General features: G+C 63.7%; 13 protein-coding genes and 1 pseudogene. 9 read left to right on the forward strand and 5 right to left on the reverse strand.

Translation table 11 applies throughout. The annotated features are described in order from the left end of the window. Positions 1 to 28 precede the first annotated feature (28 nt). From ACFVTM_RS04030 to ACFVTM_RS04040, 3 genes are read left to right on the forward strand one after another with little or no spacing between them, the layout of a single operon-like run. Positions 29 to 1,072 carry a Gfo/Idh/MocA family protein gene (locus ACFVTM_RS04030; RefSeq protein ID WP_390202063.1) on the forward strand — a complete coding sequence of 348 codons (1,044 nt, stop codon included), beginning with the start codon at positions 29 to 31 and terminating at the stop codon, positions 1,070 to 1,072. Then, positions 1,069 to 2,139 carry an NAD-dependent epimerase/dehydratase family protein gene (locus tag ACFVTM_RS04035; protein ID WP_390202064.1) on the forward strand — a complete coding sequence of 357 codons (1,071 nt, stop codon included), beginning with the start codon at positions 1,069 to 1,071 and terminating at the stop codon, positions 2,137 to 2,139. The genes ACFVTM_RS04030 and ACFVTM_RS04035 overlap by 4 nt, the downstream gene beginning before the upstream one ends. After that, complete coding sequence (locus tag ACFVTM_RS04040) at positions 2,136 to 2,669, forward strand: heme-binding protein (protein ID WP_390202065.1); 534 nt, start codon at positions 2,136 to 2,138, stop codon at positions 2,667 to 2,669. The genes ACFVTM_RS04035 and ACFVTM_RS04040 overlap by 4 nt, the downstream gene beginning before the upstream one ends. Positions 2,670 to 2,880: 211 nt before the next feature. Here the strand turns inward: ACFVTM_RS04040 and ACFVTM_RS04045 are convergent, their stop codons facing one another. Next, a complete protein-coding gene (locus ACFVTM_RS04045; RefSeq protein ID WP_390202066.1) occupies positions 2,881 to 3,423 on the reverse strand; it encodes a MarR family winged helix-turn-helix transcriptional regulator in 543 nt (180 codons plus the stop codon). Between the two features lie 85 nt (positions 3,424 to 3,508). On the opposite strand from ACFVTM_RS04045, the gene ACFVTM_RS04050 reads away from it, so the two are divergent. The 3 genes from ACFVTM_RS04050 (at position 3,509) to ACFVTM_RS04060 (ending at position 6,273) form a co-directional block, all read left to right on the forward strand. After that, positions 3,509 to 4,084: an NADPH-dependent FMN reductase gene (locus ACFVTM_RS04050; RefSeq protein ID WP_390202067.1), complete on the forward strand. Its 576-nt coding sequence runs from the start codon at positions 3,509 to 3,511 to the stop codon at positions 4,082 to 4,084. Between the two features lie 379 nt (positions 4,085 to 4,463). Continuing rightward, positions 4,464 to 5,474 carry an MFS transporter gene (locus tag ACFVTM_RS04055; RefSeq protein ID WP_390202068.1) on the forward strand — a complete coding sequence of 337 codons (1,011 nt, stop codon included), beginning with the start codon at positions 4,464 to 4,466 and terminating at the stop codon, positions 5,472 to 5,474. A gap of 532 nt (positions 5,475 to 6,006) precedes the next feature. Beyond that, the gene (locus tag ACFVTM_RS04060) at positions 6,007 to 6,273 is read left to right on the forward strand and encodes a transposase (RefSeq protein WP_390202118.1); all 267 of its coding nucleotides are present in this window, start codon (positions 6,007 to 6,009) and stop codon (positions 6,271 to 6,273) included. A gap of 534 nt (positions 6,274 to 6,807) precedes the next feature. On the opposite strand, the gene ACFVTM_RS04065 is transcribed toward ACFVTM_RS04060, so the two are convergent. The 3 genes from ACFVTM_RS04065 to ACFVTM_RS04075 all read right to left on the reverse strand — a co-directional run bounded on the left by ACFVTM_RS04065 (position 6,808) and on the right by ACFVTM_RS04075 (position 9,500). After that, positions 6,808 to 8,094, reverse strand: coding sequence for an ABC transporter permease (locus tag ACFVTM_RS04065; RefSeq protein ID WP_390202069.1), 1,287 nt, complete (start codon positions 8,092 to 8,094; stop codon positions 6,808 to 6,810). Next, positions 8,091 to 8,789, reverse strand: a complete 699-nt coding sequence (locus ACFVTM_RS04070) for an ABC transporter ATP-binding protein (RefSeq protein WP_390202070.1) — start codon at positions 8,787 to 8,789, stop codon at positions 8,091 to 8,093. The genes ACFVTM_RS04065 and ACFVTM_RS04070 overlap by 4 nt, the downstream gene beginning before the upstream one ends. A gap of 123 nt (positions 8,790 to 8,912) precedes the next feature. Continuing rightward, entirely contained in the window at positions 8,913 to 9,500 is a 588-nt protein-coding gene (locus ACFVTM_RS04075) for a TetR/AcrR family transcriptional regulator (protein WP_390202071.1), read from the reverse strand. Positions 9,501 to 9,622: 122 nt separating this feature from the next. Here ACFVTM_RS04075 and ACFVTM_RS04080 point away from each other — a divergent pair, with 122 nt between their 5' ends. The 3 genes and pseudogenes from ACFVTM_RS04080 (at position 9,623) to ACFVTM_RS04090 (ending at position 12,651) form a co-directional block, all read left to right on the forward strand. Then, positions 9,623 to 11,167 (forward strand): MDR family MFS transporter, encoded by a 1,545-nt coding sequence (locus tag ACFVTM_RS04080; RefSeq protein WP_390202072.1) that lies wholly within the window; start codon positions 9,623 to 9,625, stop codon positions 11,165 to 11,167. Positions 11,168 to 11,456: 289 nt separating this feature from the next. Next, positions 11,457 to 11,729 (forward strand): annotated as a pseudogene (locus ACFVTM_RS04085) (FGGY family carbohydrate kinase); the annotation flags it as partial. Between the two features lie 202 nt (positions 11,730 to 11,931). Then, a complete protein-coding gene (locus tag ACFVTM_RS04090; RefSeq protein WP_390202119.1) occupies positions 11,932 to 12,651 on the forward strand; it encodes an FGGY-family carbohydrate kinase in 720 nt (239 codons plus the stop codon). 180 nt (positions 12,652 to 12,831) lie between these two features. Here ACFVTM_RS04090 and ACFVTM_RS04095 read toward each other — a convergent pair whose 3' ends face one another. Then, positions 12,832 to 13,710 (reverse strand): 2-hydroxy-3-oxopropionate reductase, encoded by an 879-nt coding sequence (locus tag ACFVTM_RS04095; RefSeq protein ID WP_390202073.1) that lies wholly within the window; start codon positions 13,708 to 13,710, stop codon positions 12,832 to 12,834. Positions 13,711 to 13,854 lie beyond the last annotated feature (144 nt).

A 13,854-nucleotide genomic window follows, 5' to 3' on the forward strand; every position in this document is an offset into this window, starting at 1 on the left:
CACTCGACCCACTAAAAAAGGAACAAAGATGACGCTTCCCAATGCCCGATTGACCGACCCCGCCTCCATCCCCGCACTGAAATGGGGCGTGATCGGCACCGGATGGATAGCTACGCGTTTCGCGCGCGCCGCCCATTTGCACACGTCGCAGAAGGTCGTCGCCGTTGCCGCACGCGACAGCAAACGAACTGCGGCCTTCGCCTCCACCTACGGCGTTGACCGGACATACGCCACGCCAGAAGCGCTCCTTGCTGACCCACAGATCGACGTGGTCTACGTCGCTACCCCGCACAGCTCCCACCGGAACCTGGCGCTCCTTGCGATCGCCGCCGGCAAGCATCTCCTGATTGAAAAGCCCATTGCCACCTCAGCCGCTGAAGCCCAGGAAATCGTCGACGCTGCCAGAGCCGCGGGCGTATTTGTCATGGAAGCCATGTGGACACGCTATTTGCCGCAGATGGACATTCTGCGCCAGCTCATAGAAGGAGACGAGCTCGGGAAAATCCACCACGTGAGCGCCGACTTTGGCGTGCTTTCGCCTTACGACGCAGAAGGACGCATGTGGAATCCTGCCCTCGCCGGCGGAGCCCTACTGGACCTCGGTGTCTACCCGATCTCGTTCGTGTCCGCCATCCTCGGCAAGCCCCACAGAGTTCAGGCAACCGGGATAGCCACGGCCAACGGGATCGACCTGCGAGCCACAGCCCTGATGGGCTATGAAGACGGCGTCGACGCCGTCGCGGCCACCTCGATGATCTCAAAGACCTCCACCCGAGCCGCCGTCGTAGGATCGAAAGCACGGGTCGACATCCCAAGCTCCTTCTTCACGCCCACCGGTCTTGTTCTCAGCAAACACGTCGACGGCATCGACACGACTGAAACATTCAGGGACGAGGCTTTCGAGGAAGGATACGACGCGCTGAGCTATCAGATCAACGCCCTTGCCCAATACGTCGGGGAAGGACGACCGGAATCTCCGCTCCATTCACTCGACGAGACGGTGTCCGTGCTGGCCACCATTGACGAGATTCGCACGCTTCTCAGCGTTGTCGACTACACACCAACAGCATGAGCCCAACCCACCACGATATTTCCCCACTCAAAGTTCTGATTCTGGGCGGATCCGGGACAATCAGTTCTGCCGTCCTAGGTGAGGCAGTCCACCAAGGGATGGACGTCACGGCCGTCACTCGGACGCCGAGAGACGGCAAGGCGAACCAGTCCAAAGTGACCTGGTTGCAGGCCGACATCCGCTCCTACGAGTTGGAGGCAGCCCTGATAGGTCATCGTTATGACGCAGTGATCAATTTCCTCTCGTTCGACGCATCCGACGCTGCCCGGATGGTCGAGCTGTTCACAAACCGCACCGAACAGTACGTTCATATCAGCTCTGCCTCTGTATACGGCAAACCCCTACTCACCAGCCCGGTGACGGAAAGCACGCAGCGCCACAACCGGTTCACAAAGTACGCACGCGACAAAATCGCGGCCGAGGATCGGCTACTCGACGCGTTTGTGAGTAATGGTTTTCCCATCACGGTTGTACGACCGTCACACACCTACGATGACAGAAAGCCGCCAGTGCCGGGCGGATGGACGGTCGTGCATCGGATGTTGCGCGGTGAAGATATTCCCGTCCACGGGGACGGCACATCTCTGTGGACCCTCACGCACGCAGCGGACCTTGCAGTAGGGATAGTCGGCTTGCTAGGCGAGCCCCGTGCGGTCGGAGAGGCCGTTCATATCACCAGTGATGATATCTGGACCTGGGACCAGATCTACACTGCGGTAGGCCAAGCATTCGGCTCCTCCGCCCGGCTTGTGCACGTGCCTTCGGAGATGTTCCCTCTGGCCGCACCGGAGTGGGAATGGTCGGAATTGCTCGTTGGTGACCTCAGCCACAGCGCAGTTTTCGACAACACGAAGATCCGCAAGCTTGTCCCTGAATATAGGCCGGCCCACACTTTCTCGCGCGCTTTGCGTCGCATGGCAGAGCAGTTTCGGGATCACCCGGACAAGTGTGCGGCGGATTCCGCAGTTGACGACATCCTTGACCGCATGGCTCACGGTTACTGTGAGTCCCGCAGTCTTTTCGCTTCCCTCCGGCCCGAGGCGAGCACTCAGAGAGGGCCGCAATGACAGAGTCTGTTCAAAGGATCGCCCACCTCGAAGCAGAATCAAGGGAGTTGGTCCTTCCTCGATTCGAGCGCTCCGACGCTTGGGAACTTGGGAGCGGCCTCGCAGTACGGGGACTCCAGTCTGCGCTCCCCATCGCAATTGACATCCGCACCACCGGAGGCGTTCTGTTCCACGCCTCCCTGCCGGGCGCCACTCACGACAACGACGATTGGATCCGGCGAAAGGCGGCCGCTGCGTTGAGATTCGAGACCAGCACTGCGCTGCTACAGGCCCGCGCTGCCGGCGGAGGGCCCGATTGGTTCGTCGAGGGCTGGCTCGATCCTCGGGAATACGCGCTGGCTGGGGGGTCCGTGCCCGTCTTTGTCCGGGGCGTCGGCGTCGTGGCAGCGGTCACCGTGTCTGGCCTCGCGTCCGACGGAGACCACACACTTGTCGTCGAAGCGCTGCGGGGTCTGCTCCTCGGCCCTAGAGTAATCGGGACGACGGGCACCCCGGCGCAGGCCCCAACGCCCGCCGGGCGCCATTCCTGATTGGGGGCGTTCGGTCCTGTGGGCATGCAGCCAAGACAAAACCGGCCCTTCCTTCCCAACTTCATTCTGCCAGCGCGACTGCCGGCCGACGGCAGCTCAAGGAAGACTCCCCGCGCCAACTACTACGACGGGAGTTAACGGCTGGCACGCCCGACTGGCAGCACATGTTCCGCAGGCGGGCCGGGCTGCGGTCTGCCGCGGCCGGGACTCTTTACAACACCGGGGCACCCCACGCCGTCGAGCGTCCATCGGCGCGCGCCACCGTCTGCGCCCACTCTCGGAACGCGACTCGCTCGCTTGGGCCTAAGCATGTTAAGAGACCGGCCAGTTCCTGGGTCGCCTCGTCATGGAATTCAAGGGCCAAGCGGCGCCCGCACTCGGTGAGTTCCACCTGAACCACCCGACGATCGCCGGCGACGGATGAGCGCTCGGTCAGGCCGCGCTGCGCGGCACGTTCAACGACACCCGTCAGTGTCGCCTTCCCAACCCCGAAGATCCGGGCAAGTTCGGCCATAGTGCGCGGCCCTTCAGCCAGTACGCACAGAAGACGCGCCTGGACCGAAGTCAGGCCATTCCGGTCTGCTACTCGCGCAAACGTCCCCTGTACTAGACCGGAGAGCCGAATAAGGGCCTCAGCGTCAGCCGTTTCCTCCTCTGGAGCGGCAGTGCCTGTCAGCCTCGGCACGGAGCGATCGGGATAGCCCAAGATACGAGTTTCGGTCCGAGCGCCGTCCGAATTGACTCCACTACTCATACATGTATTGTAAGTTATACAAATGGTTCGTAACACGTACAATCAGTGAGGCGAACAAAATCCTGAGTGATGAGGAAGCGCGATCATGACCCGCATTGGAATTATCTTGGGCAGCACACGACCGAACCGGAACGGTGGGCAGGTTGCCAAATGGGCGGTCGATATGGCATCTTCACGCACCGACGCTGAATTCGAACTCGTTGACCTGCGGGACTACCCGCTGCCCCACTTCGACGAGGCGCAGCCGCCGACATTCGGGCAATACCAGCACGAGCACACCTTCCGCTGGGCGGAGAAGGTGGCATCTTTCGACGGGTTCGTGATGGTTACTCCGGAGTACAATCACAGTGCGAGCGGGGTGCTTAAGAACGCCCTGGACTACCTTTTCGCCGAGTGGAACAACAAGGCAGTGGGATTCATCTCTTACGGCGGCAACGGCGGAGTCCGCGCCGTTGAGCACCTGCGGGTGATGGCTGGCGAGCTGATGATGGCTGACGTCCGCGCCCAGGTCGCGCTGTCGTTCGCGACGGACTTCGAGAACTACCGCCAGCTCACCCCAAGCGCATACAGCGCCTCGGCCCTCACCACGATGCTCGACCAGGTTGTGGCGTGGAGCGAGGCGCTGGCGCCGGTCCGTGAAAATCAGCGCGCAGTCGTCTGACTCGCTCATAACTGGAAAGGATCCGGATACCTCACAGACCCGCAACGATTGCGGCCGGATCGCATCGGCCACCACGCGTCGAAGCTTCGTCTGGACGTCCTTCGGCCGGATGTTCGCCATGCTGCTGGCCGCTGGACTAAACGATCGTTGAAACGGCACTGCCGATTATTGTGGGCGAACTCCACGGCCACGAACATTTCTCCTGGGTTATTACCGCGTACATGCTGGCCAGCACCATTGGGCTGCCGGTGTAGAGCAATGCCGGGGACTTGCTTGGACGGAAGCCCATCTTCGCAATCGCAGTGTTCTCACTCGGTTCCGTGTTATCCGGGGCTGGCGCAGGATATGACCCAGCTGATTATCTTCCCCGCCGTCCAGGGTGGGTCGCGGGGGCCTGATGATCGGCGCGCAGGGGATCGTTGGGGAGAACGTCTCTCCCCGTGAGCGGGGCCGCTACATGGGTATCATAGGCGGCGGGGTCGGGCGTGCCTCCGTCGGTGGCCCAGCCTCCAACATCTTCATCACAAGCTGGGACGGTTCGGCGTATGAGTGGGCGAGCCCTCAGAACCTTGGTCTGGCCACGACTGCAGTAATCGGCGCGACGCTGTTTGGACTCGTGGAACGAAAGGTCACGGAACCGATAATTCCGCTGCACTTGTTGCGGGAGCGCAACTTCCTGTTCCCGACGCTGGCCGGGATCGCAGTCGGAGTGACAATGTTCGGTTCGATGTCGTTCCTTCCGACGCATATGCAGATGGTCGAGCACGCCGATGCGACTCAATTCGGGATGATGATGATTCCTGTGGTGGTCGGTATCGTCGCCAGTTCCCTCGTCACCGGCCGGCTCATATCGGTCACCGGTAAGTGCCGGCTCTACCCGATCATCGGCGCCGCCATCAGCGACATCGGACTGGTGCTGCTGTCGATGATTGGCGTGGGCACTCCATACTGGTTCACCGCGCTCGGCATGCTCGTTCTCGGTCTGGGCGTGGGTGCGTCGCTGCAGAATCTCACCCTGATTGTGCAGAACGGTGTCCCGGCGCGAATGCTGGGATCAGCAACCTCGGTCCACAACTACTTCCGCCAGATCGGCGCATCACTGGCAGTTTCCGTATTCGGGTCGATCTTCATTAGCCGCTTTACTGCAGCCGCCGACTTCGGTTCGACCGTCGGTGCTGGCTTCTCTCCCGAAAGCATCGGTTCGCTGACGCCGGAGGTGCTCGCCTTACTGCCCGGGCCGGCCCAAGCCTTCATCGCAGAGGCCTTTGCGACGGCGATGCCGCCAATCTTCCTGTACGGCGTGCCCCTGGTATTTGGCGGGCTCATCGAAACCCTCTTCGTCCAGCCAGGGCCGGTGTCCGACAGGCCCGCGTTCCCGGAGCCCAACTGAGCCGCTAGACCGGACCCCGCGTGGAAACACCAATCTCGCCCTCGCCGCCAGCAAAGCCGGCGCGCCGCGCTTTGTGCTCACCAGCATCCTCACGAGCGACCAGACAATAGCCGGGCTGCGAAGCGGGCGATGGCGTCTTTCGGGGTTGGCGCGGGACCGAAGAGTTCTGTCTGGCGGCTGGTATTTGCCACGTAGCGGCCGGTGTCGAACCAGGCAGCCATGGCTCCCATTTCCCTTATGAGCGGGGCGGACTTTCCCGCAACCTTGCCTGCGGCGCGGAGCCGTCGGATGGCATGGAGAGGACCCTGATTTCTTGTGGGCCAGTTTGGTGCCAGGGCGGCGCAGTCCCGCATGCTGATCGGGCGCGTCCAGCCGAGATCGATGCGTTCCTAGTCGGCGATGTCCGCGTCGACGGCGTCAGCGAGGTAGGCGCGAAGTCGCAGGCCAGCACGGACGTCATGGGGACGTTCTTGGAGCCGAGCCAGATGATGCGGCCCTTTTCGAACGGGTCGCCTCCGAGTGGTGGAGGGCCATCATCTACCGGTATCGGTGCGGGGCTGCCTGGCGTGACGTGCCGGCTGAGTTCGGTCCGTGGCAGACGATTTGGAGGCGGCACCCCGCTATATGGCGGCGACGGGACATGGGGCAGGATCTTTGCCGGGCTGCTGACGGTTGGCGACGCCCGGGGCGAAGTGGACTGGCCGTCTCGGTCGACTCGACGGTGAACCGTGCCCACCAGCACGGCACGAACCTTCCCGCGCCAAAGGGCCCCGTCGACTTACATGAATCGGTTGGCTGAACCGTCCGATCATGCGATTGGCCGTTCCCCCGACGGCCTGAGCACGAAAATCCATGCCCTGGTGACGGGAAGGGCCGGCCATTGGATCAATCGGGCGGGTCCGGGAAGACCCGGACCCGCCCGGACCGTGTTCGCGGGGACAAGGCCTATCCATCCCGCGCAGTCCGCGCCGTGCTGCGAGGACGCGGATCGCCGCAGTCGTCGCGGAACCAGCCGATCAGATCGGCAATCGGAATCGACGCGGCCGGCCCCCGCTCATCCACAAAGAGGACACAAAGACCGGAACGTCGTCGAACGGAACTTCAATACCTTCAAGCAATGGCGCGGCCTGGCAACGCGCTACGACAAGCTCGCCCTCACTTCCCGCGCCGGCGCTGTCCTCCGAGTAGTCAGCATCTGGCTGCCGCTTTAGGAGACGCGCCCTGGTACCCGGTACACAGCTCAATGGATCGGCGTTAGCGTCCCGTCGCTGACCGGGGACCTCAGTCCACGTAACGTCCCAGTCTGTTGGCGAAGTTCTGTCAGCGACTTGGTCTATTCGTAGCGGAGTGAGTCGATAGGGTTTTGCCGTGCTGCCCGCCAAGCGGGAAGGGTTCCGGCGATGAAGGCAATGGCCATGACTAAGAGGATGACACCCGTGACGGGGCCGGGGGCAAATGCGAGGACGCGGAGGCCGGCCAGATCGCTGAGTGGCCCGCGGGCGAGGAGGCCGCTGACCGCGGTGCCTAGTCCGATGGCGGCAGCCGAGCCGAGGGCGCTTCCGAGGAAGCCGATGAATGCGGCTTCGGTGCTGAAGAGTCCGAAAACGGATCCGCTGCCCATGCCCATGGCCTTCATGAGTCCGATCTCGCGGGTGCGTTCCTGGACGGACATCAGCAGGGTGTTAACGATCCCGAAGCCGGCGGCGATCAGGGCGATGACGGCGAAGGCGTCCAAAACACCGATGATCCCGTTGATGATGCTCTTGACGGTGCCGATCTGGTCATCGAGGGTTTGGGCGGTGTAGCCAACCGCGGCGAGTCCGGCCTTCATGTCGCTGATCTGGGACGCGGAGGACGGGGCGAAGGTGGCGGTCGCGTTCGCCCATGCTGTCGTTGCTGCGGCGGGTGCGCCGGTGTTCTGGGCGTCCGCCAGGGCCGTGGAGAGTGACTTGTTGATGAAGGCGCCTCCGCCGCCGAGCAAGGCGCTTTGTTCGATGCCAGTGATTCGGGCGGTGATCGGGTGCTTCGTGCCGGTTGCGTCGGTGATGCCGATCGTGACGTCCTGGCCGATGGCCTGGTCGTTATCGGCGAAGCCCAGCGCTGCCACGTAGGTGGCGGGAAGGATGAGTTGCGGTTCGGTGACGGCGTCGTCCATGCTCGTTCCGGCGTCGAGCTGTGGCTGGGCCCCGGCAAGGGGGTTGACGGAAAGCTGGTACTTGTCGTGACTGTTCCATTGGATGTAATCCGGGTTAAGCCGCATGACGGGGGTAACACCTGTGATGCCTTGGATGGCGCCGATCGTGTCCAGGTCGGCCTGCCCCAAGGCTGGCTGGGTTGAGCCGGGCCGGGCTCCGGACGCGAGGACCCTGTTACTGGCGTCGTATTTTTTCGGGCCGGATACGGGATTGGCGTTGGCGTCGGTTTTGTTTATGGTGAAGGAGTTGCTGGAGCCGACGGCGGCGATCTGGCTGTCGATGTAGTTGGAGATGCCCGTTCCGAGACCGTTGGTGATGGTCAGGGTGAACGCGCCGACGAATATGGCCAGGATGGTCAGCGACGTGCGCAGTTTGCTGCGGAAGCTGTTCGTGATGGCGGTCTTCAGGATTTCGAGCGGTTTCATGCCGCGTGCTCCTCGTCGGTGGTGATCAGCAGGCCGTCGCGGATGTAGAGACGGCGGTTGAAGCGGCCGGCCAGATCGTGGTCGTGGGTAACCGTGATCAGTGTGATGCCGTGGTTCGAGTTCAGGTCGAACAGGATGTCCTCCACGACGCGTCCGGTGGCGGTGTCTAGGTTGCCCGTGGGTTCGTCCGCGAACAGCACTTGAGGGTTGTTGACCAGGGCCCGGGCGATCACGACCCGTTGTTTCTGGCCACCAGAGAGGTTGCCGGCCTTGTTGCGGGCCTTGTCTGCAAGTTCGAGCTGTTCCAGGACGGCCATTCCGCGTGTGCGCCGTTCCCGGGCGCCGACACCGGATATTTTCAGGGGCAAGACGACGTTCTCCAGAACGCTCGAGGACGAATTGAGGAAGAACTGCTGGAACACGAAGCCGAACATCGAATTCCGCAGCGCGTTGAGTCGGCGCCCGTTCAGGGTCCTGGCGTCGGTCCCGTCGACGTGAATCTGGCCGCCGCCGGGGGTGTCAAGCAGCGCGAGAAGGTGCATCAGGGTCGATTTGCCCGAGCCGCTCTTACCCACGATCGCCACAGAATCGCCGGGGTCGATCTCCAAGGAGACGCCCTTGAGGGCATCGAAGCGGTCGGGACCGCGCCCGTAGGTCTTGGTCAGGTCGCGGGCGGACAGGATTGGCACAGACATGGGGTTCCAATCAGGAGTTTGGTAGCAATAGAGGTTACAGGGATCGGTGAGTGGCAGGCCTGGACGCTGCGGAGCGACGGGAGCCCAAGGCAGCGTCAGCAGCCTGGCGGCAGGAGCCCGGCGTCAGAAGCCTGGCGGCAGGAGCCCGGCGGAGATTCGTGCCGCCGCGTCAAGGATGTCGTCTTCGCCCGCATCTAGATCACGGGCCGCCATGCCGGTCATGTTGATGACGAGCAGGGAAAAACGTACCCGGAGCTGGTCTTCGACGCTGGCATCAGGCGGGGTCAGAATGGAGAGCAGCTCACGGGCGGCCGAGGCCATCCCGCCTGGCTGCCCGGGTTCACCCCTGATGTCGCGGACGAGACGGTAGTTGGCGCCGAGGAATCGGAACATCCGCAGACGCTGCTTGTGCATGATGGCCGACCAGCGGGCGAGCACTTCAGTACGCAGGTCGTGCCCGGGCTCCTGCGTACGGGCCCATTCCACCAAGGCGGTGACCTCTGCCATCATGTTCTCGATCAGGGCCCGGACGATGGCTTCCTTGCTGGTGAAGTGGTAATAGAGAGCCGCCTTGGTGATGCCCAGCTGCTCCGCGATCTGTCGCATGGATGTCGATTCGTACCCCTGATCGGCGAATAGCTGCAGCGCAACGGACTGGATCTTCTCTCGCGTCCTCCCGGCGACCTCGGGCGCGCCTGCTGTTTCACTCATTTGTTTGACCACTGCCTTCCAAAATATTCTGTTCGCCGCGGGCTTGATAACTAACCGGCCGGTAAGTACCATACTAACCGTGCGGTAAGTGGACCGCAAACAACCTCCGGAGGAGACCGGTCATGGACGCTGAGAGTCAACTTGGGCAGGCCCGACTATCGCCCCGGCAGATCGTCACCGCGATGAGCGGGCTGATCGTCGCAATGCTCCTGGCGCAGCTGGACAATATGATCGTTGCCCCAGCCCTGCCGACCATCGTGGGAGAGCTGGGTGGAATGGACCATCTGGCCTGGGTCACCACCGGTTACATCGTCGCGTCGACAGTGGCCACTCCGATCTGGGGCAAGCTCGGGGACATCTTCGGACACCGAATAACCTTCATGGTCTCGATCGTGGTTTTCCTAGTCGGATCCGCGCTCTGTGGGATGAGCCAGGACATGACGGCACTGATCGCCTCCCGGGCCTTCCAGGGCCTCGGCGCCGGTGGGCTGATGGTGGGGATCATGGCAGCCATCGGACTGATGGTTCCGCCCCGGGAACGCGCAAAGTACCAGGGCATCATGATGGCGGTCATGCCGCTGGCCATGATCGGTGGGCCCTTGCTCGGGGGGGTCATCACCGATCATGCATCCTGGCGGTGGGCGTTCTATGTCAACCTTCCCCTCGGCGTCGTCTCACTGATCGTGTGCTGGTTCACCCTCAAACTGCCCCAGGAAGCGCGGAATAGCAGGGTGCGAATCGACTGGTGGGGATCGGTGCTGCTCACGATCTGGATCACGGCCCTGGTCCTTATGCTCAGCTGGGGCGGCAGCCAATATCAATGGAATTCGCCGGAAATCATCGGCCTCGGCGCGATCGCCGTCGTTGGGCTGATCACGTTCGTGTTCATCGAAAGCAAAGTTGCCGAACCAGTGATCCCGCTTCGCCTTTTCTCCAGCTCTAACTTTTCCCTGGCTAACCTGCTCGGTTTTGTCGTCGGCTTCGCCATGTTCGGCGGGATCACATTCCTCCCGCAGTTCCAGCAATACGTTCAAGGCCAATCGGCAACGAGCAGCGGTCTGCTGCTGATGCCCATGATGCTTACAGCCATGGTCGTCTCCCTCGCCGGCGGCCAGCTCATCACGCGTACCGGAAACTACAAGGCCCTCCCCATCGTTGGGGGCGCCCTCATGGCAACCGGGCTGTTTCTCTTCTCAACCATGGGCATGGACACCGCGGCCTGGCAATCTGGGATTTACATGGCCGTCCTCGGTGCGGGCATGGGCTGTATGATGCAGACCACGAGCCTCATCGCCCAGAACAGCGTGGACGTCAGGAATATTGGGGCTGCTACAGGCATCAGCACCTTTGCCCGGAACATGGGGGGATCTTTGGGAATCTCGGTGCTCGGTTCGATCTATGCCAGCCGCCTGGCAGATACCATGGGCAAACCTGAATCCGGGGGACTGCAGCTAGGCGGCCAGGTCACCCCGGCGGCGCTGCATTCTCTGGCGCCTGAGATCCAGGACCTCTTCAAACACGCTGTCACGAACGGCATCCAAGACGTCTATCTCTGGGCATCGATCATCGCCGTAGCCGGTTTTGTGCTTGCATGGTTCATTAGACAGGTCCCGCTGCGTGGATATGATCCTGCGCCGGTAGCAACCGCCGAAGAACTCGCCATCTGAACCCGCGCTGACCTTGAATAAGTTTGGAGGCGCGGCGATGGGTTGGCTCGGAGCCTGTCTACCCCGGTCAGGTTGGCCTTTCAAGCGCACCTATTAGTGAACTGCTCGCTGAAAGTGGACACCCTTTAAACATAGCCCGGGTTCCGAGGGGGTGGTCATCGTTGATGAGCCAACTGCCGGATCATGCACAAGTCGTAGCGGGCGACTCCGACCGGCCCGGCGGTGCCGTGGTAAACGATGATGATCTGCTGGCTGGGTCTGGTTCTGTGGCCCTTCCTTTCACCAGGGCATGAATTTTCGTGCTCAGGCCGCCGGGGGAACGGCCGGTGAGGTGGTGCGGCCGGCGCTGCTGTGGAATGACACCCGGTCGGCGGGGGCCGCCTCCTTCACCATCACGAAGGTCCGCTGGGTCCGGGACCACGAACCGGACCTGGCGGACCGGGTGGCGGCCGTCGCGCTGCCCCATGACTGGCTGACCTGGCGGCTCCGCGGCTACGGCCCGGCGGCCTCCAGCCCGCTGGGCCCGGACCTGGAACAGCTCACGACGAACCGCTCCGATGCCAGCGGAACGGGCTATTGGAGCACCTCGTCCGGGGAATACGACCTTGACCTGTTCAAGCTGGCCTTCGGCCGGGACGCCAGGGAAGCTGCCGGGAGCGCCGGGCCGGGGGAAACCGGGAACTGTGGTCCTGCCCCGGGTTCTGGGCCCCGGCGACTCCGCCGGAGCGATCCACCCCGGCTGCTTCGGACCCGACAAGACGGACTTGCCAGGCACTGCCTCATCAGGGCCGGCGGGATCCGGAACAGAAGCATCAGGGCACCGGATCCTGCTCGGTGCCGGCACCGTGTTCTCGGTGGCGTCCCGCGCCGCCGATCCCAGCGGAACGGTGGCGGGCTTCGCGGACGCCAGCGGCGAGTACCTGCCCATCGCCGTCACGCTCAACGCCGCACGGGTGCTCAGCTCCGTGGCCGGCATCCTGGGCGTGGACTTCGACGAACTGTCCCGCCTTGCCCTGGACGCCGAACCTGGCGCCGGGGGCGTCGTGCTGGTGCCGTACTTCGAAGGTGAGCGCACGCCCAACCTGCCGTACGCCAAAGCCAGCTTCCACGGGCTCAGCATTGCCTCCAGCACGCGGAGCAACCTTGCCCGGGCAGCGATTGAAGGCATGCTGTGCGGCCTGTCCGGCGGGCTGGATTCCCTGCGGGCGCAAGGCGGCGCCGCAACACGCCTGCTCCTGATCGGCGGCGCGGTGCAGAACCCGGCGGTGCAGGTCATCGCGGCCCAGGTCTTCGATCTTCCGGTAGTGGTCCCCAGCCCGGGGGAGTACGTGGCCCGGGGTGCCGCTGTCCAGGCGGCGTGGGCCCACCACGGCAGCCGTCCGGAGTGGCCGGTCGCGGTGGACGCCGCGCCTGCCCCGGACTACCAACCGGTCATCGGACAGAACTACGCGAGGGCGTGCGGCCACATTGACCCCGGCAACTGACCCATGGTTTCCAAGCGGGCCAGGGCGGAACGCCGGTGGGCAATTTCTGGCCCCTGGGCCCAGAACACGCCTCATCGAGCCACTGTGGGATTCCTGCGCAGCCGTCGGCGTGGGTACTGCGCCGACGGCTTGTCGAAACCGGGATCTCGATGGATGACATTTTCAAAACGCCACGACAGGTTACTTCCGGCCGCTGAGCTGGAGGACCTGCTTGAAGAGTCCCGAGTGGTCCAGTCCGCCGTCGCCCTGGTTGACGGTGGCGGCGACGAGCTGCGCGACGACGGCGCCGAGGGGGACGGCGACGTTGGCCTCGCGGGCGGCGGCGGTGACGATGCCGAGGTCCTTGTGGTGCAGGGCCAGGCGGAAGCCGGGGTCGAAGTTGCGGTCCAGCATCTTCTGGCCCTTCTGGTCCAGGACCTTGGAGCCGGCCAGGCCGCCGCCGAGGACCTTGAGGGCGGCGTCGGTGTCCACGCCGTAGGCCTCGAGGAAGGCGATGGCCTCGCCGAGGACTTCGATGTTGACGGCCACGATCAGCTGGTTGGCTGCCTTGACGGTCTGGCCGGAGCCGGAGGGCCCGACGTGGACGATGGTCTTGCCGACGGCGTTCAGGACATCCTGGGCGGCCTCGAAGTCGGCGGCGTCGCCGCCGACCATGATGGAGAGCGCGGCGTCGATGGCGCCCTGTTCGCCGCCGGAGACCGGGGCGTCGAGGGGGCGGATCCCGGCGGCCCGGGCGTCGTCGGCGAGGCGCTTGGCGACATCGGGGCGGATGCTGCTGGCATCGACCCACAGCGTGCCCTTGCTGGCGTTGGCGAAGACGCCGTCCGGGCCGCTGACCACGGCTTCGACGTCGGGGGAGTCCGGCACCATGGTGATGACGACGTCGGCGTCCTTGACGGCCTCAGCGATGCTGCCGGCGCCCCGGCCGCCTTCGGAGACGAGCTTGTCGATCTTGTCCTGGCTGCGGTTGAAGCCCGTGACCGTGTGGCCGGCCTTGACGAGGTTGATGGCCATGGGCAGGCCCATGATGCCGAGTCCGATGACTGAAACGTTGCTCATTGTGGTTCCTTTACTGAAGTCTTTTGGTGCCGGTGCCGGTGCCGGTGCCGGTGCGGGTGGGGATCAGCCGGCGGCGTGCTGGCGGATGGCCCAGCTGAACGCGGTCTCCGCCGGCTCCTTGTATTCGAGGCCGATGTAGCCCTC

The organism is Arthrobacter sp. NPDC058130 (genome assembly GCF_042884475.1).
Taxonomy (GTDB): Bacteria; Actinomycetota; Actinomycetes; order Actinomycetales; family Micrococcaceae; genus Arthrobacter.